A 26,241-nucleotide genomic window follows, 5' to 3' on the forward strand; every position below is an offset into this window, starting at 1 on the left:
ATGCCGACTTTCGATTTCAAACAACTGGATGTATTTAGCCGCGAGTCGCTCAAAGGTAATCCGCTGGCCGTGGTGCTGGGCGCCGATAGCCTCAGCGACCAGCAAATGGCCGACTTTGCCCGGTGGACCAATCTCAGTGAGACCACGTTTTTGCTGACACCCCGTGATCCACGGGCCGACTACCGCGTACGAATTTTCACTACCTTGAAGGAGCTGCCATTCGCCGGGCACCCCACATTGGGCAGTTGCCATGCGTGGCTCCAAGCCGGAGGTATCCCCAAGGGCGAGGAGATCATCCAGGAATGTGAAATCGGCCTGGTGCGTGTCCGCCGTCAAGGGGATGAACTGGCGTTTATTGCGCCGCCGTTATTGCGCGACGGCCCGGTGGAAGCGCCATTGGTCGAGCGCGTGCGCCTGGCCTTGGGCCTGGAGCCGCAAGCGATTGTGCGCAGCCAATGGGTTGATAACGGGGCCGATTGGCTGGCGATAATGTTGGCCGATCGCAATCAAGTCCTAGGCTTGCAGCCAGACTATTCGCAACTGCTCGGTTTGGCCGTGGGTGTCATCGCCCCTTGCAACCCAGCCCACGATGACGTGGAGGCGCACTTTGAAGTGCGTGCCTTTGTCGCAGGCGATGGCGCCCAGGAAGATCCGGCCACCGGCAGCTTGAATGCCGGCATTGCGCAATGGCTACTGAGCGAGAGGCTGGCGCCGGAGCGTTATGTGGTCAGCCAGGGCACGGCCATAGGGCGTGCGGGGCGCATTCACATCGAGCGCCAGGGCGATGAAATCTGGGTCGGTGGGGCAGTGGCGGTATGCATCGAAGGGCGTCTACAGCTCTAGATCAATGAATTATTACGAGCCTGGCAATACACTGTTGGCCCCTGGGCATTTGTGCTGCCGGGGCCAAGGGGCATAAGCTTTCGCCCCAAAGTTTTCAGTCTTCAGTCAGGAAAGCCATGACCAGCCAGTTCCCTCAAGCCCGCCCACGTCGCCTGCGCCGCTCCCCGGAGCTGCGCAGCTTGTTCCAGGAAACCGAGTTCACCCTCAACGATCTGGTATTGCCGATTTTCGTCGAAGAAGAAATCGACGACTTCGTGCCGATCACCAGCATGCCGGGGGTGTTGCGTATTCCCGAGAAGAAGCTGGCCCATGAGGTCGAGCGCTATGCCCGTGCGGGGATCAAGTCGGTGATGACCTTTGGCGTGTCCCACCACCTGGACGCCAGTGGCAGTGACACCTGGAAGGAACGCGGGCTGGTCTCGCGCATGTCCTCGATCATCAAGGACGCTGTGCCGGAAATGATCGTGATGTCCGACACCTGCTTCTGTGAATACACCGACCACGGCCACTGCGGCGTAATGCACGGTGCCCACGTCGACAACGACGCGACCCTGGTCAACCTGGGCAAGCAAGCCGTTGCCGCCGCCCGCGCCGGAGCCGATGTGATTGCACCGTCGGCGGCGATGGACGGCCAGGTCCAGGCGATTCGCCGCGCCCTGGATGACGCCGGGTTCACCCATATCCCGATCATGGCCTACTCCACCAAATTCGCCTCGGCCCTCTACGGCCCGTTCCGCGAAGCCGGTGGCAGCGCGCTCAAGGGCGACCGCAAGAGCTACCAGATGAACCCGATGAACCGCCGCGAAGCCGTGCGCGAATCGCTGCTCGACGAACAGGAAGGCGCGGACGCGCTGATGGTCAAACCGGCCGGTGCCTACCTCGACATCATCCGCGACATCCGCGAAGCCTCGCGCCTGCCGGTGGCGGCGTATCAGGTCAGCGGCGAATACGCGATGATCAAGTTCGGTGCCCAGGCGGGGGCGATTGATGAGGATCGGGTGGTGCGTGAAACCCTCGGCTCGATCAAACGCGCGGGTGCGGATTTGATCTTCACCTACTTCGCGATGGACTTGGCGTTGGCCGGTATCTGAGAACAGTGCAAACCCTGTGGCGAGCGAGCTTGCTCGCGTTGGGCTGCGTAGCAGCCCTAAAACCGACACCGCTGAACTGCCTGAAACACCGCATCGCCCTGACTGGGGCCGCTTCGCGGCCCAACGCGAGCAAGCTCGCTCGCCACAGCGTTTTGGGCTGTCAGGGAAAGTGGTGGTGTTACCATGTTGACTGGTCTTCGAGGCTGGCTTTTTGCAGGTCGTCTTTCCATACCTCATTGGCTAGCCGGTAGATATCGGCGAAGAAGCCTCTAGGGTCGGCGATTTCCGTTTCGTCCCAAGCCATAGTTATGTGTTCGTCGTAATCACTTTCGAATTCTTTTGAAAATTCAAAGTCAGGTTTGTCTAGGGCATCCTTGAGTGTAGACATCAATGCGAAGCGATGTCTGTATGACAGATACATAAGGTTCTTCAAAACAAAAGAAATTATAATTGTCTCTCTGTCTTTTTCATTGTTGGGGTTGTACTTCCATAGTTATTTGCCAGCTGTCTCCTCAAGGTCGTATATCAATAAAGTTCCCAATATATGAGAGATATCAGGAGTGTAAGGAGTATTCATGAATGGACACTTCAGCATTGTCTGCTCACTTGAGACCGGCTAATGGGTGTCCCCTTTCTGAGTCCTTTCTGGCAGTCCTATTTGTTCCCATAAGTAAAATATATCCGGTGGTTGGCGTGTTTTGTACACGTAATGAGCGGCTATAGGGTAGGCGATTTTATGCTCAGGCATTTGTTGGGTGGAGAAGAATGTTAGTTGCTATAACTTCAACAAATCTGGACTTTTGGGTGATTGGTTTGTCAAGTTCAATCAGCGTTATTGATTCGCCGATTTTTAGTATTGCGCAACTTTGGTCTGCATCTTGGATAAGCTCGCCGATAATTTTATGAGCCCCGTTTACAGATGTGATCTCTGGTGTTGTGCCGGATGAGGACATAATGTTTTGTCCCCATGAAAATATTTCATCCAGTTCTAATTCTACATCCAGAGTTTCACCAATTTTTAACGTGATTCCGCCCCATAAAGCCGTGGCATTTCCAAAGGGTGAGTTGAATTTTACTCTCAAAGTGCCTTTTTCAGAAAAAACATCAGTTACTTTTATCTTCATTTCACTTCTTCTTCAGGGGAACGCGTACAACAGTATTGTCGACGTTCATGGTGTTGGTTTTCATCTCGAACGTCCATGTCTCCTCATGGTAGTGATGCTTGCTTGGCTTGCTGTTCATTTCATGAGCCCCGTAACGAATACTCCTTTTTGCGTCGCTGGAAACAATTCTGTCGCGGTCGGGCTTCCCAGTTCGTGGGTTGGTGTTTGTGTGAGGGCCAGGTCCCAGAAATTCATCCCATTTCTGAATGGTTTCTTCCGGCTTTACAGGTTTATTGGCAAAGGTTTCATTATGGTAGCCCAGTGTAGGTGGAGAGTTTGAACTTGTGGGGCTGAGTGGACTGCCTTCATTAACGTGTGTTTTTGCTGTTGGATCTTCAACACTGGTGCTCGGCTTGCATTTATCTCCGTCTGGACAAGTACTCAAACCTAGCGGATCCACCCACCCCGTAGGATTGGGCACATACTGGTACCCATTGATCCCACCCGCCAACTTCACCGGATCAGGCGTCAGATAACGACCAACATCCGGATTGTAGTAGCGATGGCGGTTGTAGTGCAGCCCGCTTTCCTGATCGAAGTACTGACCCTGAAAACGCAGTGGGTTGTCGACTGTTCCGATGTCGAGCCGGGTGATTTCGCCGTAGGCGCGGTAGTGGGCGGACCAGACGATTTCACCGTCGGGGGCGGTGAGCTCCTGCGGTGTGCCGAGGTGGTCGAGTTGGTAATGGTAGGGCGTTGTGTCTTTTGGGCCGAAGCCTTCCAGTAGCGCCAGTGGGCGAAAGCTGTCCGGTTCGTAGAGGTAGCTGCGATGCTTTTCGGCGTGGTGTTCGGCAATCAGTTTGTCGCCTTGCCAGAAAAACTCCGTGGTTATGCGATCCGCGGTCTTGCTGATGCGCCGCCCAAACGGGTCATAGCGATAGCTCGCGGTTTGGCCGTCGGGTTGGGTAATGCCGATCAGCCGATGCTGGCAGTCGTAGCGGTATTCGGTGACGAGTTGGTGACCCTTGCCGTTCCGTTCGTTATCGTTGACGTTTTTCGCGAGCAAGCTCGCTCCTACAGAAGGCGATGTACGCTTAACTGAACGGCATTAGGGCACGCCCTGCGCGCAAGATTATTTAAACCTTCTCACTGAGCGACAGGTCGATAGCTGGAGATACTTCGCCAGGTGAGGGAACGTCAATGATAGGGGTTGTGATACCTGCCCATAACGAAGAACGGCATATCAGCGAGTGCCTTGCTTCTGTGCGACTTGCCAGTGAGCATCCGGCGTTGCAGGGCCAGCGGGTTGAGATACTGGTGGTGCTGGACGCCTGCTCGGACGGTACGGTCGAGCAGGTGGCGGCGCGCGGGGCGAGCATGCTCGAGGTGTGCTTTCAGAACGTCGGCAAGGCCAGGGCCGTGGGCGCTGAGCACTTGCTGGAGGCGGGTGTGCAATGGCTTGCCTTCACGGATGCGGACACACGGGTGCCCTGTGATTGGCTGGTGCGCCAGATCGAATGTGGCGCTGACGCGGTGTGTGGCACCGTCGAAGTGGACAGTTGGAGCGAGCATGATGAAAGCGTGCGCTCGCGCTACCTGGAGCTGTACCAATTCATCGAAAACCATCGCCACATCCACGGTGCAAACCTGGGCCTGAGTGCCGATGCCTACCGCAACGCCGGTGGCTTTCAACACCTGGTCACTCATGAAGACGTGCGGCTTGTGGCCGACCTTGAGCGGACCGGCGCGCGAATCGCCTGGACCGCCACCAACCCGGTGATCACCAGCGCGCGCCGCGACTACAAGTGCCGTGGCGGCTTTGGCGAATACCTGATGTCCATGCTTGCGCCCCACGGCCCGGAGTTGCCTGCCGGCGGCCCGCCGCTGGTTACTCTTTGACGTCCATGAATTCCTTGGCCCATGCCACATAGCTTTCCGGCAGGGTGTAGGTATGCGTCAGCTCCGTGGCGCTCAGGTTCGAGGTGCTGTGGGTCAGCTGACGCTGGGCCCGCAGGCTGTCGTAGGTCGCCTTGATCGACGCAAAGTAGGCGCCATGGCCGGCCACGATCACGCGCACACCCAAGCGGGCCAGGCGCTCGGCATCATTGAGCTTGGGGTTGCCATAGGTCACCAGCATCAACGGTACCGTGAGGTTTTCCGCGATTTTCTCCAGGTGCTCGAAGTCGCTGATACCCACCATGCAGATGCCGTCGGCACCGGCTTTTTCGTAGGCCTTGGTACGTTCAATCACGGCTTCGGTGGGTAGCACGCCGGCGTTGGTTCGCGCGATGATCGACAGCTCGGGGTCGACCCGGGCTTCGAGGGCGGCCTTGACCTTGCCGATACCTTCCTCGACGGAAATCAGGTCGGTCGATTTGCGCCCGAATTGCGCCGGCAGCAGGGTGTCTTCAATGGTCAACGCCGCGACGCCGGCACGTTCCAATTCTTCGACGGTGCGCATCACGTTCAAGGCGTTGCCGTAGCCGTGGTCGGCGTCTGCGATGAACGGTAACTGGGCGACACGGCCGATGCGGGTGGCCTGTTCGACGAATTCGCTCAGGGTGATCAACGCAAAGTCGGGCGCTGCGAGTACCTGCAACGAGGCGACGGAGCCGCCGAGGATACCGACTTCGAAACCCAGGTCCGCCGCGATTCGCGCGGACATCGGATCGAAAACAGATGCTGTCTCCACGCATTTTTGTGCGCCAAGCAGTTCACGGAAATTACGACGAAGAGCGGAGTGGGACATTTTTGGCATGATCTATCCTGGTGCTGGTCATCGTCGAAGTACGATCAATGCCTATTCATAAACCAGCGAGACTACCACGCGCCAAAATACAGAGTCATGACGTTTGAGAATAGGGTATGCGCCACGCACATACTGATGCACCGTTATAAAGCACGCCTGTTTTCCTGATGCCTGTCAGGCCCCTGCACTGCGCCCCGAAAGAGCGCACCGCGCTTTTTTCACTGATGATTTTTTGCCTGCCCCTGCGATGCTTCGCGACCTTGTCATGGGCGCGAGGGCGGTCGTGTGATGCCTGGAAATGGATGGCGATGAAGTGTTCGCGTGTGGATTGACGCGAAATACACAAAAGTCCATTATGGAATTATAAGTACAAAAAATGCTCGCCGGCGTCACCTTTTCTTCACTCTTGCCAAACCAACAACAACTTGCGAGAACACGATCATGAAGAAGCGCTCCCTTATCACCGCCCTGGCCCTGAGCCTGCTCGCTTCCAGCCATGTGCTGGGCGCCGAGAAAACCCTGCGCATTGGCATCGAGGCGGCTTACCCGCCGTTTGCCTCGAAGACCGAGGACGGCAAGATCGTCGGGTTCGACTACGACATCGGCAATGCGCTGTGCGCGCAGATGAAAGCCAAGTGCGTGTGGGTTGAAGGCGAGTTCGACGGGCTGATTCCGTCGCTGAAAGTGAAGAAGATCGACATGGCCTTGTCGTCCATGACCATCAACGAGGACCGTAAGAAGTCGGTGGATTTCAGCCACAAGTATTACTTCACCTCATCGCGCCTGGTGATGAAGCAGGGCGCGGTGGTGGATGACCAGTACGCCAGCCTCAAGGGCAAGACGGTCGGCGTGCAACGCGCCACCACCACCGATCGTTATGCCACCGAGGTGTTTGAACCGCAGGGCATCAACGTCAAGCGCTACGGCAATAATGAAGAAATCTACATGGACCTGGCGGCAGGGCGCCTGGACGCGATCTTTGCCGACACCATCCCCCTGAGCGACTTTCTGTCCATGCCGCGCGGCCAGGGCTACGCCTTTGTCGGCCCGGAGCTCAAGGACCCGAAATACGTGGGCGAGGGTGCCGGGATCGCAGTGCGCAAGGGCAATACTGCGTTGGTCAGCGAGTTGAATGCGGCCATCGATGGCATTCGTGCCAGTGGCGAGTACCAGAAGATTTCCCAGCACTATTTCAAGTCGGATATCTACGGCGATTGAGCGTCATAGGCGGGTAAAATGCGGGAGCAAGCTTGCTCCCGATAACCATAGGCATCTACACAACTTCTCAGCCCCTGACCAATCTCCCTGTGGCCAGCGAGCTTACTGTGGCGAGCGGGCTTGTCCCGCGTTGGGCTGCGAAGCAGCCCCAGACAAGAAAAACGCGGTATATCAGACACCCTGTAGAGGCTGATTTTAGGGCTGCTACGCAGCCCAACGCGGGACAAGCCCGCTCGCCACAGTAAGCCCGCTCCACAGCAAGCCAGCCCGATCACCACACCAGCGCTATTTTCCGGGCGTTCAGCCCTTGAGTTCCTTCAAGTGCTTGTAGACCGTCGCCCGCCCCATCCCCAATACATTGGCCACATAGTTCGAGGCGCTCTTGCCCTTGAAGGCGCCTTCGGCATGCAGCGCCAGTACCAGCTCGCGCTTATGATCTCGGGTCAGCAGGTTCAGGCTCAATTGGCGTTCGCGCATCCACGCATGCAGGAAGGTGTTGATGCGTTCCTGCCAGTCATCGCGAAACAGCGAATCCGGTTGCGGGATCAGCTTGCTCGGTGACAGGAACAGGTCGAGCGCGGCCTTGGCATTTTCAAACAGCGAGATATTCAGGTTGATGCACAGCACCGCCAGCGGGCGACCTTTGTGGTCGTGCAGCACGGTGCTCAGGCTGCGAATTTTCTGGCCGTCCCAGTTGAGCTTTTCGTAGGGACCGATATTCACTTCGCGCACATCGTCGGACAGCATGTCTTCCAGCGCCGAGTCGTCGCCAATGGCGCGTTTCGACAGGTTGTTGGCGATGTAGTCGACCTTTTGCGTGCGCAAGTCGTGCAGCACGGCCTCGGCATGGGGAAAGAACAGCGTGGCGATCGCATCGGCGATCGCACGGAAGTTCTGCAGGACCTTGTCTTGTTCAGCGGTGTTCATCAATGGGGCTCCAGGCGCTCGGGGGAGAGCATACCAGCGTCCAGGCCGAACCGCGCCAGTGGCTCCGGCAACGCCGCGCCGCGCACCAGGGCCGCGCTGGCCTGGCCCATGGCGGGCGAGGTCTGGATGCCATAACCGCCTTGCGCCGCGACCCAGAACAGGCCGGGCACCCGAGGATCGAAGCCGGACAGCAAGTCACCGTCGTGCACAAAACTGCGCAGGCCGGCCCAGGTGCGGGTCGGGCGTCGGATGGTCAGGGTGGTGGCCTCTTCGATCTGGTAGATCCCCATGGCGATGTCCAGCTCTTCGGGCTGGATGTCCTGGGGTTCCACCGGGTCGGCGTTGGCCGGTGAGCCGAGGAACATGCCGGCGTCGGGTTTCATGTAGAAGGCTTCGTCGAGCGCAACCAGCATCGGCCAGGCGTGGCTGTCCACGCCCTCGGGGCCGGCGAAGATAAACGCTGAACGGCGCTTGGGTTGCAGGCCGATGGAAGCCGCACCGGCCAACCCGCCGATATGGTCGGCCCAGGCCCCGGCGGCGTTGATGATAATTGGCGCGGTGAAGGTTTCCTGTTGGGTTTGTACGTGCCACAGGCCGTCGGCGTCACGGCTCAGGCCCAGCACGTGGTGGTCGGTTCGCACCTCGCCCTGGTGGCGGCGGATACCGCGCAGGTAGCCCTGGTGCAGGGCGTCGGTGTCGATATCGCTGGCGGTCGGGTCATAGATCGCCCCGTGGACTTTCTCGCGACGCAGGATCGGCAGCCGCGCGCAGGCTTGGTCGGCACTCAGCTGTTCGACCTGCGGCACGGTGGCCTTGGCGCTGAGGTATTGGCGGTTCAACTCGGTCGGGTCGCCGATGAAGTCCACCGTCATCTCGCCCCGTGGCGTCAGCAGCGGGTGCTCGCAGAACCCGGCGGGCGGATTGTCGAAAAACTCACGGCTGGCCAGGGTCAGCGCCCGCACTTGCGGGGTGCCGTAGGCGGCGGTGTAGAGCGCCGCCGAACGCCCGGTGGAGTGATAGGCGGGGTGCGATTCACGTTCCAGCACCAGCACTTTGCCGTGGGGCGCCAGCCAGAAACCCGTGGAAGCGCCGGCGATGCCGCCACCGATGATGATGAAGTCTGCGTGACTCATGCTCGTCTCCTGATAGGTGGGGTCAGCGCTGCAACTGATAGAGCGCATTGGCCAGGGCGATGTCTTCCAGGCCCAACCCGATAGAGCGGAAGAATACGTGGCGGTCATTGTTCGGGCGCTGCGCCATTTCCGTCAGCAGCTCGGGCAGGTCGCCCATGACGGCGCTGGCGTCCCAGCCGTGCTGTTCGCTGGCGATCAGCATGTCGCCCGCCGCGCCGGGTGTGGTCTGGCGGTAGTCGCAGAATACCTGCATGTCGTTAAGGGCGTGGGGCGGTACTTCATGGGCGCGAGGGGCGTTGGTGCTGATCGAGGTGATCAGTGCCGGTTTGCTCAAGCGCGCCGGGTCGAGCACCGGGCCGGCCGATGAGGTGCAGAGCAGGATCACGTCGGCATCCTCCACCGCGGCTGCGCAACTGCTGGCGATGACCAGGCGCGGATCGAGGCTGCCGAGCTGCGCGAGGGTCGTGGGGGAGGCGTTGGCCAGGCTTGGCGAAAACAGGCTGATGTGCTGCCAGTCGCGCAGGTTCTGCACGTAGCGCAGGTGCGCCTGGGCGACCTTGCCGCTGCCGATGATCGCCAGGCGCCGTACCGCCAATGGCGCCAGTGCCTCCACCGCCAGGGCCGTGGTGGCGGCGGTGCGAGCGGTGGTCAACTCACCGGCATCACACAGCAGCAACGGTTGGCCGGTGTGCATCGACATCAACAGCGTCCATGCGGTCACCAGCGGCCCTTGCTCGCGCACGATGTAGGGCGAGGTCTTGACCCCGTACACCCCGTCTTCGGCCAGCACGCCCAGGTAGTTGATAAAGTCGCCGGCGCCCTGGGGAAACTCCACCTGTTGCTGTGCGGGCTGCACCGCCTGCCCGGCGGCGAGGTCGTGAAACAACTTGCGCAGGATCTGCGGTACATCGACTTGAGCGAGTAACTCGCGGGCCTGTGCCGGGTTGATCACATAAGGCGTGCTGGACATGGGTTTGCTCCGCATTAAACTATTTTGTCCATTATGGACTTTTAGTTATGCGGAGCAATATCCCGGTGAAAAAAAGCTGTCAGGCCAGTTGCACTCGCCGCAGCCGGCCGCTCAGTGCCACTACGCTGTTATCCGGCGCCGGTATCGGCCGCCCCGTCAGCCCCATGCCTTCACTGATCACCACCGCATCCTGGACCCGGCACAGGTTGGACGGCGTATCCAGCCCGCGTGCCAGTACGGCGACTTGCCCGGTGTCCAGGTTGCAGCTCAACAGCCGCCCGCTGAAGCGGGTAAAGCCGCCGTGCAGGACGGCACCGTTCCAGTCCGGCGGCAAGGGTTGTTGCAGGTGGCTGCACAATTCCAGCACCAGCAGGTTGCCGTCCGGGCACCACGCCAACCCGGTGGGCAGTTGCAGCCCGTCAATCAGCACCTCGATCCGACCGCTGGCCGGGTGTACCCGAATCACCTGGCCGGCCTTGTCGGCAAAGTCGATGCCCTGGCGCGCCGGGTCGCCCCGCAATTCACCGGAGAACAGGCTGATCAGCACCGCGTCGGTCTGCGGTTCGTAGACCAGGGTCACCGGTACGGCCTCCTGGCCTTGTTCCAGTTCGGGCAGTTGCACCCGCACCTGCTCGTCCTGGCCGTCGCTGAACTCCACCAGTTGGTTGGTATCGGGCTTGACCGCCAGCCAACTGCGTCGGGTTGGGTGCCAGCACAGCGCATTCAGGTTGCCACGGCTGTGGAACACCGGTTCGGGCGGGCTGTATTGCAGGTCCAGCAACTTGGAGCCACTGACATAGTCGGTCTGGCTGACCATGCAGTGCCCGTCACCGCAGGCGATGTCTGACAGGCCCATGATTTCATCGCGCAGCATGCGTGCCTGCATGTTCATCGCGCGAAACCCTTGGGCAAGGCATTCACCGGGCAGGTAGGCGCCGGGTCGTTGCGGGTCCGGTTGCAGCAGGCTGATACGCCCGCTGAAGGGTTGGTCCGCCAGGCCCGAACCGGCCTCGGCCAGTAACAGGCTGCCATCGGCCCGCAGGCAGACGCCGCGCGGGTTGAGCAGCCCCTCGGCGATCAGTGTGCTGGGGCGCAGGGTTTCGTCGGGGTGGGCGGGGATATGCCAGGTCATGGGATCGCTCTCCTATTGGGGTGGCTGCCACGGTTCGCCGGTGAGATAGGCGCGCAACAGGGCGCGTTGGCAGGGCGACATCGAGCGCACCACCGGCATGAACAACGTGGTGCCTTTGTAGGTGTCGGCGGTGCGGGCGAGGATCGCGTTCTTGGCGCCCATCACCGCATCCGGTTGGTTCAATGCCACATAGCGCGACATGGCCGGGAAGGCCAGGTAGTGAAAGCGCAGGACATTTGGGTACATGAGTTCCCAGGTAATGGTTGTGCCCTCGGGAATGCCGAAGTCGGTCTGGGCGTACTTGCGGAAATTGGTGAAGTAGCCGCTGCTGTCAAGGCCATTGGCGGTGCAGGTCAAGGCGGCGAAACCCGCCTGGGCCGCGGTGCCGGGCTTGACGCTGACCGGTACGCTGACAGCCAGTTGCCCGGCCTTCACCGTCAGCGTGGTGGGGACATCGAGGAAGTCGTAGTTTTGCGGGTCGGTGTAGAGCGCCGGAGGCGTGACCGTCAGGCCGATATCGGTGGTGTCGGGCACCGGGCCGCCCAGATAGCGGACCTGCAAGGTGATCGACAGGCCATCGGGGTAGTCCTCCAGGTAGACATTGCGCTGATCACCGTACACCCGGTAGGTCGATTCGATCGCGTTCAGCGTGGTCCCGGCCACCGTGCCCGGTGCGGTGATGGACAAGGGCGAGACCTGGGTCGCCTGTTGTTGGCTGGGGCTCAGGGGCACGTCGACGATACCGCCATACACGTAGTAGTCGACCAACGGGCTGCTGGTGGGGTCAAGGGTGGTCAGCAGGGTGGTGCCGGCGCTGATACTGACGGTGCCGTAATTGGCGTTCGGCCCGATCGCGCTGGTGATGTCGTCCCTGACCGCCCGGAAGGTTTCCTTGGGGATGACGTTCACCATGTCCAGGCTCAGCAGGCCATTGCTGGCCAACTCGGCATAGGCTGCATTGGACGTGCACTGGTTGACCAACTGCCGCCCCGGCTGGCAGGTCAGCGGCTCGTCGGCGAATGCCGGGGCCAGGGTGCCGATGACCCGGCCAATACTGGGGTTGGGCGTGTATTGGCCCAAGGCGTAATCGGCGTTCAGTTGTTCGGTGGTCATCAAGGGGCACATCTCGAACATCACGAAACGCAGCACGATGCCCGTCGCGCCCGGTGCCTGGATGATCGATTGCAGGCCAGGGCTGCTGGTGTTCCAGCTGACGATACTGCTCAGCGGGAAGGTCAGCTGGAACGTGCCACTGGCGTGGAACGAGCCCGGTGCGTCCATGGTGCCCGGCAGCAGCACGCGGCCCTGCACGTCGAAACTGCTGCACACGGTATCGCAGTGGATCAGCAATTGGACGTTGTCGCTGGCGCCGATCTGCAGGCCACCGACGAAGATCTGGGTGGTGGTGGACGCCGTCGGGTCCAGGTCCACCATCATCGGCCCGGAGTGGGGACCCTGGCCGGTCACCGGGTCTACCGAACCGAGCAGGTAGACCGCCTGGCCCACCAGGTCGCCGGTGGTGCTGATGCTGCCCGGGCTGCCTTGGGAACTGATCAAGGCGTCCTGGGTTTCCACCAGGTGCTGCCCGTAGTGGTTCCAGCCGCCGAGGGTGTAGCGTGTTCCGCCGGGGGTATTGAGCATGTCGTTCAACTGGTCGTCGCTGAAAGCCTCGGCTTGCGGCGCCAGGGTCGAGGTGGCCAGGTCAAACACCGGCCAGCTGTGTTCCGTGCCTTGGGGCAGGCATGGGGTGTTGTTCGACACGCTGACATCCGTGCTGATGCCGCCCCAGAAATTCAGGCGAGGTCCATTCAGAATACTCATGGTCTATTCCTTTTCCTTGGACGGGCGGGTACCCGGGGCATTGGCGAATTTGAACAGGTAGGAGAAATCGGACGTGAACAGGCTCTTGGCCGGTGTGGCCATGGAGTGGCACGTCATGCAACTGCTGTTGGGCTGGATGTAGCTTTCCATGGTCACGTTGGCCGACAGCGCGGGCGTTGGCGTGCCCAAGGGGTTGCTCGGGTCGTTCGGCCGCAGCGGGCGCTGGGTGGTGATCAGTTGGTAGTACTTGAGCACGCTGTTTTGCAGGCCCGGCTCGGCGCGGTAGCGTTTGTTGACGTCGTCGGTCAGCGCGGCAATCGGGGTGAACCGGCTCAGCGGGTCGGGCGTCTGGAACGTGGTGCCCGGCAGCGGTACGCAGACCAGTTGGGCGCCCTGGGGCTGCCAGGTGCAGGGCGACTGGTTGACGTGGGCGGCGCTGGGGTTGAAGTAGCTGTAGGGCGGGCTGGTGGTCGCATTGGACGGCACGTTGTCGATCTGCTCGAAGGTCGACCAGACCCACTGCGGGTAGCCGGCCGGCTTGGTGATGATGTGCAGGCCCACCAGCCCCAGGTACGCCTGCTGGGTACCGATGCGCTGGCCCTGCTCGTTGAACGTGGCAACCTGCGCCAGTTGGGTCAGGTAGCGGCTGGCATTGTCATTGGGCGTCAGGATGCGCCAGCTGGATTTGATCTCGATGACCCCGTTGGGGAACTGGATGTTGTTGGCCTTGGACACCACATCGGCGTTGTAGAAGCGGTTGGCGACGATGTAGTTGTAGGAGGTCTCGTTGGCCGCGATGTCGTAGTAGGTCGGGTTGCCGGCCTGGTCGATCAGCCAGCCGCCGACGGCCTGGTCAATGAAGGTCTCCTGTCGCGTGTTTTTCAACGCAGCAATGTTGATGATGCCCAGGGTTCTGGCCGCCAGCGGGGTGTTCCATGGGCCAGGGTCGGCCGCATTCGGCAAGAAAATTTCCTCGACGGTCTTGTAGGTCTGCCACACGGTATAGCCCGCATCGCCGGGCTGTTGACTGCAATTGGGCGTGCCGCGTTGGCCGTCCTGGGCCGGCCAGTTCAACGCGATGAACATCTGCCAGCTGTATTGATCGAACTGGTCCTGGCTGGCGGTGGCGACCGGTGCACTGCTGGGCGGCTGGCAGTTGAGTGGGGTGGCCAGCGCCGACGCCGCAGGCGTTTCCCTGGCCAGCGCCGGCGGGCTGGCCAGGCCGATGACTATCACGGCACAACAAACGAGGCTTTTCATGGCGATCCTTCCTTGGGGGTCAGGGTTTGCGCTGCATCAGCTGGTTCCACTGCGCCTTATGCCCGTTACTCTGCGTCGCCGGCGGCTCGAACAGTTGGCAAGGCGGCGGGTTCGACGGGCACATGGCGGCCACTTGTGCCCAGGTCTGGGCCGGGTCGGGGCGGGCGATGCGAAAGTTCGTGTAGTTCTGGCTCACGATGGGCGCATTGGCCACGGTGGTGTCCCCCGAAAAGAAGAACGACTGCGGCGAGCGGTAGGGCGGTTGTCCCGTCGACACTTTGTTGAAGGCATAGCCGAACAGGATCGGCCCGGCAGGTGAGTCGAGATCCAGCGCATAGGCCTGCACACGGCCGCCCAGGTTTTTGCTGCGCTCGGCGCTGTAGGGCAGGTGCTCGATAAAATCCTGGCGCGGCGGATGATTCAGCGGCGAAAACATGCAGCAGGCCGGCATGTCTTTGGGGCGGTCCTGCGGGTAGGTGAGGAAGTACGCCTTGTTGCCCAGGGACACGAAGGTGCAGGTGTAGTGGTTGTCCTTGATCGGGAAGATCGGCAGGCAGTACTGCTCGTAGTGCTCCATCATCGCGCCAAAGCCGTCGCCATCCGGCGGGATGTAGGTGGTGTCGTAGTAGCTGGTGCCCCTGGACACGGTGTAGTCCGCCGGGGTCAGGGTCGAGGGCGGGTTGCTGTAGGGCGGCGGGTTTTTCTCGTAGTTGTGCATCACCCGGTACATCGTCCAGTCGCTGATCCAGTACGCCGGGAAAAACGGGTCGGTAGGGTCGCTCGGGGCTCGTTTGGCGATGCAATTACCATTCTGCGCGTTGCACCCTGCGTTGTTGTGTACCCCATTGGTGAAGTACACGGCGCCGCTGTCTTGCCCGCCAAACGCCGCGGGGCTGAGCAGCAGCAGGAGCAGAAACAGTCGACTCAAGAGGCTGGTGTTCATATGACACTCCTTTGAAGTCCGGGTGACAGGTGCGTCACCCGGTGGTCCTGTCCGAGGCTTACGAGTAGTCGCTCATACTGAGCGGGACGGGTGGGTAATTGCGCTTCACCAGGGCCTGCGCCCACAGCTCCAGCACGGCGCGCCGGCTTTGCGGCATGTCGCGGGTGATGGGCATCGCCAGGGTGCTTTCCTCCTGGTACTCCTTGCTGATCAACACAATCAGCTGGTCGACGGCACCTTCGATGCGCGTCAGGGAATTGAGCGGCATGTACTTGCTCATGATCGGGTACAGGTAATAGAACGGTTGCAGGATGAAGGGGTAGATAAAGCTCTCCCAGATCAGTTGGCCGGCGTCTTCACGCTGGTAGACCTGGTTCCATGCGTCGACAAAGTCCTGCTGCATCTGCGGCTCCAGCGGCAACACGCGCAGTGGCGCGAGGAAGTCGGTGAAGGCCTGGTTGAGCGGGAAACTGAACGGGATCACCGGCGCCTGCTGGCCTTCCTGCACAAAGAAACGCAGGGTCGGAAAGCCAGGGGCCTGGGCGGTGACCGTCAGGTTGGCAATGCCGTTGGCGTCGGTCTGGATCTGGGTCACGCTGTACTGCACTGTGTTGCTGAGCGGGTCTTGCAACGTGCCTTGCCGGGGGATCGGGTTGGCGAACGACAGGCACGGGCTGAGGGCGACCGAGGCGGGTGTCGGCAGGAATTGCTGGTAGGTCACCGGCACCGTTTGATCGTCTGATTCGACGATCCGCGTGGCCATGAGCTGGCGACCGGTGCCCTCGGTGACTTCGGCGAGCAGTGTCGACGTGCCGTTGAATTGCGGGAGGTTGGCGCTGTTCTTGATCGGGTTTTGCGGGTCGTTGTTGAACAGCGTGAAGTCGGCCGCGTTGCTGAACGCCAGGTAGTAATCGGTGGTGCACAGCATGTAGGCATTGCTGTACTCCGCCACCCACAACACGGTCCCGGCCGGCGCTGGCAGGCCATCGTATTGCACCATGATCTGCAATGTCTTGGTGTCGCCCACGTCGATGAAGCTGGCGCTCTGCACCACTTCGGCTGTCCACATTTGCTGGGTGGCGGCGGGGGGCGTGGTGGCGCCTTGCAGTTGCAGTTCCAGCGTGCCGGTTTGCAGCTGCGCCTGGGCCTGGGCGGTGAGGGGCAGGTCGAGGATACCCGCACGTTGGTCGAACGCCGCCTGCTGGTAATCGTCATAGCCGAAGCTGGCCAACGGGCTGAATTGCTCGCCCTGCCGGATACCGATCTGGTAGTTGCCGGCCTGGAACTTGGCCGCCACCGGGATGGGCGCGGTCTTGTCGACCGGGTAGAACGGAAAGGCGTTGCCCAGGTCCAGCGACAACGTATCGCCATGGGCCTGCGCCGAGATCACGCCGAGTTTGGCCGAGGTGGTTTGCGTGGGCGAGGTGATCGGCACCGGGTTGGCCGGGATCAGGCGCCGACCGGCCGGGGCGGTGGGGAATTCACCGTCCAGCCACAGGCCCAGGGTGCCGACCGTGCGGCTGTAGGCCGGGTTGAAGAAAATATCGCCGACGTTATCCAGCCCTTGTTGATACATCGCCGTCACCTTGGCCAGGGCTTCGGGGCTGGAGGAGTGGGTGTCGATGGGCGGGTAGTTATTGAAAATACCGTTCCTGTCGTAGCACGTCAGGTAGGTGGAAAAGCGAAACATCAGCCCCTTGGCTTTTTGTTGTTCCATCTGCGCCTGCAGGTTTTGCAGCAAGGCCGAGTTGCCGATGACCCAGGCCAGGTTCTCTTTCGGGAAACAGGTCTGCCAGGTGGTGGTGACGTAGCTCAGCCCGCCAAGGTTGGCCCAGTTGAAGTTCAGGAAGCGGTCGAGCATGCGGTGCTCGCGCTTGAGCGTCAGGCCACATTGGTCGGTGCCCAGCACCAGTTTGTCGAAGTACAGCGCAGTGAAGGTGTTCTGCCAGGGGCTCACGTCGACAAAGCGCGCCGGTGTGGGCGCGTTGCTGCCAAACGGGTTGCCGAGCAATTGGAAGCTCTGGTTGATCAGCGGGTCCTGGCTCACATACCCCCCGGTGGGCAACTCGCCGCCGGTGACCACGGACTGGATCTGGTTGTAGCTCACGGTGCCGCAGGCATTGTCCCCGAACAGGTTCCATTCGCCGGGGATCATCGGCGTGGTCAACTGCGAGGCGTTGCCCGGTACTTGCAGGACATAACCGGGGATCTGGCTGTGTGGCAGTGGCGCGATCGTCCACGGCAGCAAGGTGCTGGCGGCGTTCTGCGGGGTGACGTTGAAGCTGTCCAGGAACCGCCAGTTCATCTGCATCTTCACCGCATCGTAGAGCGGGTACATGTCGTTGTTGTTAGCGGTCGGCGGGTTCCAGAACAGATGGCCGCCCAGGTAGATACGCGGGAAATTCAATACGCTCATGTCAGGCTCCTTAGCGTTGCCACTGGGCGCGTTTGAGCGACCAGACAAAGTCCAGTTTGTGGTAACCGACAAAGTCGGTGGCCGGCAGTAGGGCGGTGGGGTACACGATGCCGCCCTGTTCCTTGAGGGCGAAATTGAAGTAGCCCTGTTTCGCCGAGTACGCGGCTGTAGCGTGGCAGGCGAAACACGACGATTGGCTCTGGAAGGCCGACTCCAGCTGGGAATTGGCGAGCAGGGTGGGCGTGGTGTTGGACTGCACGCCAATCAACTCGTACTGCGCCAGTTCGGCGTACTGGGCCTGGAAGAGCGTGTTGACCGGCTGTGCCGCCGGTGTCGGCCCGGTGCTGTTGGTCATCGGCGTGGGCGGCACCGCATTGGTCACGGTGTACTGGCTGTTGTGGCGGTTTTCGAAGGTGGTCCAGACCCAGTCGGGGTTCAGCTTGTTGATCACATGCAAGCCGCTCAAGGCGGCATAGCCCACCTGGTACTGTTCACCTTGCTGGTAGTAGGCCTGGGCGATGTAGTAGCCATCGTTGGCCAGTTGCTGCTGGTAGCTGGGGTCGTTGCCGATCCACAGCCACGCGGCTTTCAGTTCCCAGGCGGTGGCGGGGAAGTTGAGATCGCTGGTCAAGGCGGCCTGGCCGTTCACGTTGTAGACCTTCTGCTGCACGATGTAGTCGAACGTGTCCGCGCCCATCAACAACTGGAAGCGCACCGCCTGGCCTTGCTGGTCCTTGGGGACCTGGCCGCCCATTTCCAGGATCAGCCCGTCCACCTGCTGCGTGGCATTGAGGTTGTGAAAGGTGCGACTGAGGTTCATGCCCAGCGCCTTGGCCTGTTGCAGCACGGCGTCTGGCGGCGGCGTATTTTGGTTGTACGGCTGGGGCGGGGCGCCGTTGGCCAGGTACACCTGGTCCGAGGGTTTCAGGGTTTCCCAGACCCGGTCGGGGCTCTGCGCGCTGGCGGGCTGGTTCAGGCAGGCAAACCAGTTCCAGGCCAGGGTGTCCGGGCTTTGCACAAAGGCCGCCCGGGTCTTGTCGAGGTTGCCTCCAAATTGCAGGAAGTTGCTGCAATCGAAGGGGTTGGTGTCCTGTGCCTGGGCCAACCCGGCCAATGCACTGAGGACCGTTATAGAGAAGGCTCGCCGCATGAAAGCTCCTTGGCAATGGCCAGTTCGGTGTGTGGGCGCCCCAGGAAGTGTTCCAGGAGCAGTTGCTTCACTGCCGTCGCCGCAAGCTGCTGCGGTATCGGCAGATCACAATTGGTGATCAGCAGGGGGCCGGTCTGCACGCTGGTCGGCAGGCGCCCGTGGCTGCCGCGGACCAGGGAGGTGTCCAGCGGGATCAGGTCCATGTAGTAGCGAAATCCGAGCTTTTTTTGCAGCAGGCGGCGCGCCACTTTCAGCATGGGGAACCGAATCGCCGGGTCGATAAACAGCTCGACCGGGTCGTAGCCAGGCTTGCGATGGATGTCCACGGTGCGGGCAAAGTCGGGGGCCTTGCGGTCGTCGAACCAGTAGTAGTAATCAAACCAGCTGCCGGCGGCGGCCACGGCCACCAGCTCGCCGCTGCGCGGGTGATCCAGTTGCCAGGCGCGTTGCTCGGCTTTGTCCAGCACCTGCTCGATGCCGGGCTGGCGCTGCAACAGGGCTTTGACCCGAGGGATGTCCTGTGCCTGCTTGACGTAGACATGCGCAACCTGATGATCAGCCACCGCGAAGGCCGCGCTGGCGCCGGGGTCGAGCAGCTCCCAGCTCAGGGATTGGCGCACCTGCAACCAGCCTTCGGTGCGCAATACACGGTTGATCGACACCGATTGCTCGACGGCCTCGATGCCATATTCCGACAGCAGCATCACCGCGGCGCCCTGCACCTTGGCGAAGGCCAGCAGCCGGCCGACTTCACGGTCGATGGCCCGCACTTCGTCGACGATCGACGGGTGATCCGGGCCCAGGCGCTGCAAGCTGTAGTCGAGATGGGGCAGGTAGACCAATTGCAGGTGGGGACGGTTGATCTGGAACTCGGCAATGGCGCAATCGACGATCCAGCGGCTCGACGCGATGCCGGCCGCCGGGCCCCAGAACCCGGGAAACGGGAACTCGCCAATCTGCTGTTCGATCTGTTCATGCAGCCCGGGCGGTGACGAGTACAGGCCGAACTGTTTACGCCCGTCCGCCGGGTAATGCGGGCGCGGGGTGATGGCGGCGTCCACGTCGGCGTACATGTTGTACCACCAGAACAATTGGCTGCAGCGAAAAGCCGGGAACTCGCGCTTGAGCGTGTGCCAGACCTTTTCACCCTGGACCAGCGCATTGGGTTGCAGCCAGAAGCGTACTTCGGCCTGGTCGCGAAAGTACCAGCCATTGCCGACGATACCGTGTTGCGACGGCGGTGCCCCGGTCAGGATCGACGCCTGTACCGTCGACGTCACCGCCGGGAACACCGGTTGCAGGTGGGCCAGCTTGGCGGTCTTGAGCAGGGCATTGATCTGCGGCGTGGCTTCGCCCAACAACGAGGGCGTCAAGCCCACCACATTGATCAACAGCAGCGGTTGCTCAGAGGGCATGGGCGTAGGCCTCCTGGACCGCAGCGTGCAACAGGTTGCGCTGGCGCAGTTGGTCTTCGACCCAGCGCAGTTCAGCGGCGATGCCCTCCAGTTGCGCCGGCTCGGTGGCCGGGCGCAGTTGGGCGGGCAACACGCCCCAGCTGTAGGTCTCGACTTCCAGCACCGGCCGACAGTCCACATGGCCCGCCAGGTAGTCGAAGGTCTGCGCCAGGGCGACCTGGCTGCCCGTCAGCTCCGGCAACAGCAGGTGTTCACTGAACAGCGGGATGTGGAAATGAATGCGCAGCTCCGTGAACTGCGCGCAGTCACTGAGGGCCGCGGGCAAGTCGGCCCAGGCAACCAGGCGACCTTGCGCATCGAGTGCCTTGACCTGATGCAGGTAGGTCGCCTCGGCAAAATGCCCCAGGGTCTTGAGCACGTGGTCGCGGCGCTGATCGCCTTGAGGCGGCAAGCGGCAAATCATTGCGTTGGACAGCTGGATCTTGCCCACCGGCACTTGCGCCTGGTGCAGCCGCGTCAACGACTCATAACAGTCTTCGAACATCACGGCCTGGTGGCACACATCAAAACACAGCGCCAGGTACTCATGGTGTGGGTCGAAGGTTTGCCGTTGCTGGAAGAAGGCGATGGCCTGCGCGGTGTTTTCCAGCACGCAGTCCGGTTCCATTTCCAGGCAGAACAGGATTTTCTTGCCGGTTTGCCGATGCAGCGCGGCGAGTGCGCGGGTGAGTTGGCTGAGGTGCGCATCGGCGCGTGCCTGCCGTGCTGGGGTCCAAGTGGCGGCGTAGCCCAGGGGCACCGTGGAAATCACCCCCTGCGCGCAATCGGCTGGCAAGGCCTGGGCGAGGATTCGCGCCAGGTCCAGGCTGTACGCCAGGCGTTGTGGGTCGGCCCAGTCGGGCAGGTACACCTCGGCTTTCACCGCGCCCTGATGGAATTCGCCATAGGGGAAGCCGTTCAGCGAGGTCAGGCGCAGGCCGCTGTGTTGCAGCAATTGCAGGAACGACTCACGCGCCGACGCCTGTTGCAGTTCGGCCGCCGCGCGCGCGCAAATCCACAAGCCGCTGTCCTGTTCGTCGAGCCCGCGCAAGCGCCGCACGCCCTGGAAGTGCCGCGCGATCGAGGCCTGCAGCCCGGCGAGGTCACGGGTGGGGTGGACGTTGCTGCAGTAGCCGACCTGGGGGGCTGTCCAGCCGCTGACGGCGTTCATTTGATCACCGGGTCCTGGCCGCGCAGGGCCGAGTTTTCCTGCCATTGCTTGCGCTGGTCGATGGGCAGCGGGGTGCTGACGAGGGCCTTGTCCAGTTGCCCGCTTTGGGCAAAGAAGTCCACCGGGTTATGGAACAGCACCTGTTCGACCTGGGCCTGGGTGAACCCGGCCGCCAGCATCGCTTCGCCGGTCTTGGGCACTTTCAGCGGGTCGCTGATGCCCCAGTCGGCAGCGCTGTTGACCACCATTTTTTCGGTGCCGTATTCCTGGAGCAGGGCGACCATGCGCTGCTCGGACATCTTGGTGTTGGGGTAGATGGAGTGCCCGCGCCAACAGTCGCTGTCCAGTACCAGCGGCAAGGTCAGCTCGTTGAGGTGGTCAATGATGACCAGGTGCTCGGCAATCCCCACCTCACGGATCACCGCCAGGGTGCGTTTAGTGCCGCCGATCTTGTCGCGGTGCGGCGTATGCACCAGTACCGGCAGGTTGAATTGCTTGGCCAGCTCCAGCTGGGCGGCGAGAAAGCGATCCTCTTCGGGGGTGATGTCGTCATAGCCGATTTCGCCGACGGCCACTACGCCGTCCTTGACCAGGTAGCGCGGTAAAATCCCCAGCACTTCATTGGCGATCGACAGGTCATTGGCCTCCTTGGGGTTCAGGCCGATGGTGCAGAAATGGTGGATGCCGAACATGCTGGCGCGAAAGCGCTCCCAGCCCAGCAAGGTGTCGAAGTAGTCGACGAAACTGCCGACACTGGTGCGCGCCTGGCCCTGCCAGAAGGCCGGCTCGATCACCCCGGTGATCCCGGCGGCGGCCATGTTCTGGTAGTCGTCGGTGGTGCGGCTGACCATATGAATGTGCGGGTCGAAATACTTGAGCATGGTGGATCCTCGTCAAGGGAAAAGGGGCGGCACTGGGCGTCAATTCAGGTACGTGTGCCATTCCGGCGGCAGGCACAGGCCGCGCAGGCGTTGCAGTTGTGCCGGGCTGAGCAGGTTGAAGGCGATCACCCGGGGCAGGCCGGGGGACACGCTGCGCCCGGCGGCGAGCTGTTCGTCCAACAGGTCGAGGGCCAGCTGGTTGAGGCTGACGCTGTGGCGCTGCGCCAGGCCGACCAGGCGCGTGATGTCCAGGCCCATGCCGAGGGCTTTGAGCACCAGTTGGTGAAAGGCGTGCTCCGGGTAGTGACGCGACGGGTAGGCGGAGTCGAGGGCGAGGGCGGCAAACACCTGGGGGTTGCTGGTGCGCCCGGCCTGCAGCGCCAGCGCCAGGCACTGCCCGTCGCTGTCGAGCCAGTCGAGAGCGTTGAGCAAGGCGATTTTTTCCAGGTCGTCGCCCCACAGGAACAGCTGGCGCAGCAGTGCCAATCGCTCGGCAGCGGCGCAGGTCTCCAGCACCTGGGCCAACAGCAAGGCCCGCGCCAGCGCGACCACGGGCGCTTTCAACTGGCGCTTGCACTGGCCGCTCAACAGTGCGGCCGTGTCGGCGTCCGGCTGTTGCACAAGCCGTTGCTGCGCCTGCTGCCACCACTGTTGCTCGGTGTTATCCAGCTGCTGGCTCAAGTTTTGGCGATGTTCGGTGAGGCAATCCTGGCGCATGTTCATGTCGGCTTGATCCAGCGTTGAAAGTGGGGCAGCAGGAAAAACACCAGTACACATAACAGGCTGCCAACCGGCTGGTCGGCCACGGCCAGTACCAGTGCATCGAACAACGGCAGGGCGGCCAGGCCGGCACCGATAAACGCGCGAACCTGGCGCTGTTGCGGGTTGGCCAGGTGTTGGTGGTAGTGCCAGCCCAACCAACCGAGCCACAACAGCAGCACCGGCCAGAACCACAGGTTGTTGGAGTAGATCGCCAGGGCCAGCGGGCTGAGCATCAGCAGCAACGGCAGGCGGCTGATCAGCTGGTTGCGGTGTTCCTGGCGTGCCAGGTAGGTGAGGCCGCTGATGTACACGCCGAGCAGGATCGCGCAGAGCCAGATCGGTTCCGGTGGCACCGCCAGGCTGGCGGCGGCGGTGAGGTACAGCGCCGAGCGACAGGCTCCCATCAGCCATACGCTGTGGGCGTACTTCTTGTGCAGCAGGTTGTAGCCGAAGATGCAGCCCACCAGCAGCAGTACGCCGCCGAGCAACCAATGCGGCTCATCGATCAAGCGGCTCAGGCCCAGCACCGCGGCAGCGGCCAGGCTCAGCAACAGCGCGGTCGCCACGCCGACTTGCTGGCGGCTGGCCAGGCCCAGGGTGATCGGGCGCGGGTTGTGGTGTTGCCGGTCCCAGTCGGCATCGAGCAGGTCATTGAGCAGCATGCCCGCCAGGTACAGCAGCGACAGGGTGATCAACAGCAACCCCCACACCAGCCATGACGGCGGCGCCAGGGCGCCGGCACTGCTGGCGAGCAGGGCGGCGGCCAGGGTGTTGGTCCACACCGTGGGCAGGTTGGAGACGCGGCCAAGGGTCATCCAGGTTTTCATCGGGCTCATTGTGCGTAGCCCTCACCCAGCGGCAGCGCGGCATCGCTGCGACTCAGCAGGCGTTGCAGGGCAGCTTCCATCTTCGCGTTGTCGATTTCGTGCAGGTCCACCGACTCACCGATGCGGCAGAGCATCGGGATCGACAGTTGCCCGCCCAGGTGCTGACGGAATTCCTCCAGCCCGAGCAATACCGGCGAGCGACCTTGCGCGTCCCGCAAGGCCAGCTCCGGTGGGCACAGGTTGAAACCGAGCGTGAGCAACAACTGCATGATCCGTTCGATGTCGGCATCGCCCAGCAGCCCCAGGGCATTGGCGTACACCCCATCCAGGGCCATGCCCACCGCCACCGCCTCGCCATGGCGCAGGCGGTGATGGCTGAGGTTTTCCAGTTTGTGCGCGGCCCAGTGCCCGTAATCCAGGGGCCGGCCGTTACCGCGTTCGAAGGGGTCGCCGGCCCCGGTGATGTGGTGCAGGTGCAGTTCGGCGCAGCGGCGAATGGCGTAGCGGCTGGCAGCGTGATCGAAATGGGCGAGGGCGTCGGCGTGCTGTTCCATCCATTCGAAAAAAGCCCGGTCCTTGATCAAGGCCACCTTCACCGCCTCGGCCAGCCCGGCGATCTGGTCGAGGCGGGTGAGGCTGGTCAGCAGTTGAAAGTCATTGAGCACCGCCGTGGCGGGGTAGAAGGCGCCCAACAGGTTCTTCTGGCCGAAGGCATTGATGCCGTTCTTCACGCCGATACCGGCATCGTTCTGCGCCAGCACGGTGCTCGGGATACGGATCAGGCGAATGCCACGATGGAAGGTGGCGCAGGCGTAGCCCACTGCATCCAGCACCGCACCGCCGCCCAGGGCCAGCACGTAGCAATGCCGGTCCAGGCCGTGTTGCAGCATGTCGCTGTACAGCCGTTCCAGTACCTGCGCGTGCTTGCTCAGTTCACCGGCCGGCAGCGCAATCGGTGCCGCCTGCAGATGCAAGTCGGGATGCGCGGCAAAGTAGCTGTCGATCTCTTCCAGCAGGTGCGGTGTGCTGAGCAACAGTTGTTCATCGGCGAACACCAGTACCGTCACCGGGCCGCTGTGCTGGGCGGTGAGTTGGCGATGCAGACAAGGGTTGAGCGGGGCGAACAGGTGGTCGGTGAACACCACCGGGTAGTCATAACGGACTTCGAAGCGCCCGTGCAGCGCTTGCTCGGCGTGCGGCTTGCGCGCGGCCTTGAACAGGCTGTAGCCCGCCACAAACACCACCGGCAACACCATGCTGGCGAGGATCGTCACCAGCAGCGCGTTTTGCTCGATCAGGAATGTACCGATAGCCGTGTAGGCCAGGGCCAGGCCCGCGTTGGCCAGGGTGGTGATGACTGTAAATGCCCGCAGCGGATAGCGCTGCATGCCGGCGGCCACCACCGAGGTTTCCGCCAGTACCGGTACGCCACGCAGGCAAATCAGCGAGAGTGTGCCCAAGCGATACGCCAACTGCCCCGGTTGGCGCTGATGCAGGCCCAGGCGGCCTGACAGCAGGCGAAAATACCCGGCCCCCAGGGCGTACCCCAACCCGGCACCGAGGCACAGGCCAATGAAAATCACCAGGTAACCGCCCAGGCTGCCCAGCATCGCCACCGCCAGCAGCGCCACCAGGCTCGACGGCACGGGCAGCACCACGTCCAGCGCGAGCAGGGCAATCAGCAGCAGCGCCAGGTTGAATGTTTGCGTGGGGGTCGTCGGCTGATAGAGGTTGAGGTGTATCAGGACGTCTTGGATCTGTTGTTCGAACAACAGGAAGCTGGCGATGACCAGCCCCGAAAAGCACAGCAATGACAGCCAGAAATGTTCAACTGGCCCCTTTTTCGAGAACGCACGATACCACCGGCTGCGCTTCATCAAAGCATCCCTTTTGAGTGTTAAGACTTAAATTCCGTGTCTTGTGTTAACGCTGCGTCTGGTCGGTTTTCAGAGCAATAAAATTCCTCGCCTGGATGGCTGTTTATACGGGCAATGGCTGATTGCCTTCATGGTATGGATGAACTTAGTCGGTTGTGGTTTTTTTGCAAGTTTGTCGGGCGACAGCGTTTTAAAACGCGACTGAAAGCAGGTCGAGACGGGTTTTGTGTGATGGGATTTATTGATTTATTACAACGAGTTGCATGGTATTTTGAATGACGCCAATAACCCGTCAAACGTGTTTGTCTTGAATGAGTCATTGATGTTCAAGTGCGCGAAGCGTGTTGTTTTCGGGGATGAATTATTGCCGTTCGCTATATAGCGTTGTTCCACGTTGTATTTGTCGAGAATGATTCCGTTTAATGCGGGCATGCTCGAACCGTGGAGTTGTTTCGGGAGCGTCCTGCAACTAAAGGGACCTGCGTTATTGGCCTTTAAACCCGTTGTGCGCGC

At 61.7% G+C, this 26,241-nt stretch carries 22 protein-coding genes and 1 pseudogene; 4 read left to right on the plus strand and 19 right to left on the minus strand.

The genetic code is table 11. The features are described 5' to 3' along the window. Together A7317_RS09680 and hemB are read left to right on the plus strand one after the other, a co-directional pair. Window positions 1-843, plus strand: coding sequence for a PhzF family phenazine biosynthesis protein (locus A7317_RS09680; RefSeq protein WP_069075655.1), 843 nt, complete (start codon window positions 1-3; stop codon window positions 841-843). A 116-nt stretch (window positions 844-959) separates the two neighbouring features. After that, entirely contained in the window at window positions 960-1,934 is a 975-nt protein-coding gene (hemB, locus tag A7317_RS09685; RefSeq protein ID WP_024074490.1) for a porphobilinogen synthase, read from the plus strand. 178 nt (window positions 1,935-2,112) lie between these two features. On the opposite strand, the gene A7317_RS31370 is transcribed toward hemB, so the two are convergent. The 3 genes and pseudogenes from A7317_RS31370 to A7317_RS09695 form a co-directional block, all read right to left on the minus strand. After that, window positions 2,113-2,322, minus strand: coding sequence for a hypothetical protein (locus A7317_RS31370; RefSeq protein ID WP_317845867.1), 210 nt, complete (start codon window positions 2,320-2,322; stop codon window positions 2,113-2,115). Between the two features lie 352 nt (window positions 2,323-2,674). After that, window positions 2,675-3,058: a hypothetical protein gene (locus A7317_RS30605; protein WP_150055530.1), complete on the minus strand. Its 384-nt coding sequence runs from the start codon at window positions 3,056-3,058 to the stop codon at window positions 2,675-2,677. A gap of 1 nt (window position 3,059) precedes the next feature. Continuing rightward, window positions 3,060-4,076 (minus strand): annotated as a pseudogene (locus A7317_RS09695) (RHS repeat domain-containing protein); the annotation flags it as partial. A 161-nt stretch (window positions 4,077-4,237) separates the two neighbouring features. Here A7317_RS09695 and A7317_RS09700 point away from each other — a divergent pair. Then, window positions 4,238-4,936: a glycosyltransferase gene (locus A7317_RS09700; RefSeq protein WP_069075657.1), complete on the plus strand. Its 699-nt coding sequence runs from the start codon at window positions 4,238-4,240 to the stop codon at window positions 4,934-4,936. Here A7317_RS09700 and A7317_RS09705 read toward each other — a convergent pair. Beyond that, window positions 4,926-5,795, minus strand: coding sequence for an isocitrate lyase/PEP mutase family protein (locus A7317_RS09705; protein WP_024074710.1), 870 nt, complete (start codon window positions 5,793-5,795; stop codon window positions 4,926-4,928). The genes A7317_RS09700 and A7317_RS09705 overlap by 11 nt on opposite strands. 432 nt (window positions 5,796-6,227) lie before the next feature. Between A7317_RS09705 and A7317_RS09710 the strand changes: the two genes are divergently transcribed. Then, complete coding sequence (locus tag A7317_RS09710; RefSeq protein ID WP_069075658.1) at window positions 6,228-7,004, plus strand: ABC transporter substrate-binding protein; 777 nt, start codon at window positions 6,228-6,230, stop codon at window positions 7,002-7,004. A 300-nt stretch (window positions 7,005-7,304) separates the two neighbouring features. Here the strand turns inward: A7317_RS09710 and A7317_RS09715 are convergent, their stop codons facing one another. The 15 genes from A7317_RS09715 to A7317_RS09785 all read right to left on the minus strand — a co-directional run bounded on the left by A7317_RS09715 (window position 7,305) and on the right by A7317_RS09785 (window position 25,728). After that, window positions 7,305-7,931 (minus strand): helix-turn-helix transcriptional regulator, encoded by a 627-nt coding sequence (locus tag A7317_RS09715; protein ID WP_024074712.1) that lies wholly within the window; start codon window positions 7,929-7,931, stop codon window positions 7,305-7,307. Further along, a complete protein-coding gene (locus A7317_RS09720; protein ID WP_024074713.1) occupies window positions 7,931-9,064 on the minus strand; it encodes an NAD(P)/FAD-dependent oxidoreductase in 1,134 nt (377 codons plus the stop codon). Before A7317_RS09720 ends, A7317_RS09715 begins: the two co-directional genes overlap by 1 nt. Window positions 9,065-9,086: 22 nt before the next feature. After that, window positions 9,087-10,034 (minus strand): ornithine cyclodeaminase family protein, encoded by a 948-nt coding sequence (locus tag A7317_RS09725; RefSeq protein WP_069075659.1) that lies wholly within the window; start codon window positions 10,032-10,034, stop codon window positions 9,087-9,089. Window positions 10,035-10,113: 79 nt separating this feature from the next. Next, on the minus strand, window positions 10,114-11,166 hold the full coding sequence (locus A7317_RS09730) for a hypothetical protein (RefSeq protein WP_069075660.1): 1,053 nt from the start codon (window positions 11,164-11,166) through the stop codon (window positions 10,114-10,116). Between the two features lie 12 nt (window positions 11,167-11,178). Beyond that, window positions 11,179-12,987: a hypothetical protein gene (locus tag A7317_RS09735; RefSeq protein WP_069075661.1), complete on the minus strand. Its 1,809-nt coding sequence runs from the start codon at window positions 12,985-12,987 to the stop codon at window positions 11,179-11,181. Between the two features lie 3 nt (window positions 12,988-12,990). After that, a complete protein-coding gene (locus tag A7317_RS09740; protein ID WP_069075662.1) occupies window positions 12,991-14,247 on the minus strand; it encodes a hypothetical protein in 1,257 nt (418 codons plus the stop codon). 19 nt (window positions 14,248-14,266) lie between these two features. Further along, window positions 14,267-15,190 (minus strand): hypothetical protein, encoded by a 924-nt coding sequence (locus tag A7317_RS09745; RefSeq protein WP_069075663.1) that lies wholly within the window; start codon window positions 15,188-15,190, stop codon window positions 14,267-14,269. A gap of 58 nt (window positions 15,191-15,248) precedes the next feature. Next, on the minus strand, window positions 15,249-17,606 hold the full coding sequence (locus A7317_RS09750; RefSeq protein ID WP_024074719.1) for a hypothetical protein: 2,358 nt from the start codon (window positions 17,604-17,606) through the stop codon (window positions 15,249-15,251). Window positions 17,607-17,616: 10 nt separating this feature from the next. After that, window positions 17,617-18,756 carry a hypothetical protein gene (locus tag A7317_RS09755; RefSeq protein ID WP_024074720.1) on the minus strand — a complete coding sequence of 380 codons (1,140 nt, stop codon included), beginning with the start codon at window positions 18,754-18,756 and terminating at the stop codon, window positions 17,617-17,619. Then, window positions 18,735-20,171 (minus strand): alkaline phosphatase family protein, encoded by a 1,437-nt coding sequence (locus tag A7317_RS09760; protein WP_069075664.1) that lies wholly within the window; start codon window positions 20,169-20,171, stop codon window positions 18,735-18,737. The genes A7317_RS09755 and A7317_RS09760 overlap by 22 nt, the downstream gene beginning before the upstream one ends. Next, window positions 20,161-21,381 carry a metabolite traffic protein EboE gene (eboE, locus tag A7317_RS09765; RefSeq protein WP_069075665.1) on the minus strand — a complete coding sequence of 407 codons (1,221 nt, stop codon included), beginning with the start codon at window positions 21,379-21,381 and terminating at the stop codon, window positions 20,161-20,163. Before eboE ends, A7317_RS09760 begins: the two co-directional genes overlap by 11 nt. Next, a complete protein-coding gene (locus tag A7317_RS09770) occupies window positions 21,378-22,262 on the minus strand; it encodes a TatD family hydrolase (RefSeq protein WP_024074723.1) in 885 nt (294 codons plus the stop codon). Before A7317_RS09770 ends, eboE begins: the two co-directional genes overlap by 4 nt. Before the next feature lie 39 nt (window positions 22,263-22,301). Beyond that, on the minus strand, window positions 22,302-22,985 hold the full coding sequence (locus tag A7317_RS09775; RefSeq protein WP_024074724.1) for an EboA domain-containing protein: 684 nt from the start codon (window positions 22,983-22,985) through the stop codon (window positions 22,302-22,304). Continuing rightward, window positions 22,982-23,851 carry a UbiA family prenyltransferase gene (locus A7317_RS09780; RefSeq protein WP_041160900.1) on the minus strand — a complete coding sequence of 290 codons (870 nt, stop codon included), beginning with the start codon at window positions 23,849-23,851 and terminating at the stop codon, window positions 22,982-22,984. The genes A7317_RS09775 and A7317_RS09780 overlap by 4 nt, the downstream gene beginning before the upstream one ends. A gap of 5 nt (window positions 23,852-23,856) precedes the next feature. Next, complete coding sequence (locus A7317_RS09785) at window positions 23,857-25,728, minus strand: 3-dehydroquinate synthase (RefSeq protein WP_069075667.1); 1,872 nt, start codon at window positions 25,726-25,728, stop codon at window positions 23,857-23,859. Window positions 25,729-26,241: the final 513 nt, after the last annotated feature.

Origin of the sequence: Pseudomonas fluorescens (genome assembly GCF_001708445.1) — a bacterium.
GTDB classification, from domain to species: Bacteria; Pseudomonadota; Gammaproteobacteria; order Pseudomonadales; family Pseudomonadaceae; genus Aquipseudomonas; species Aquipseudomonas gorinensis.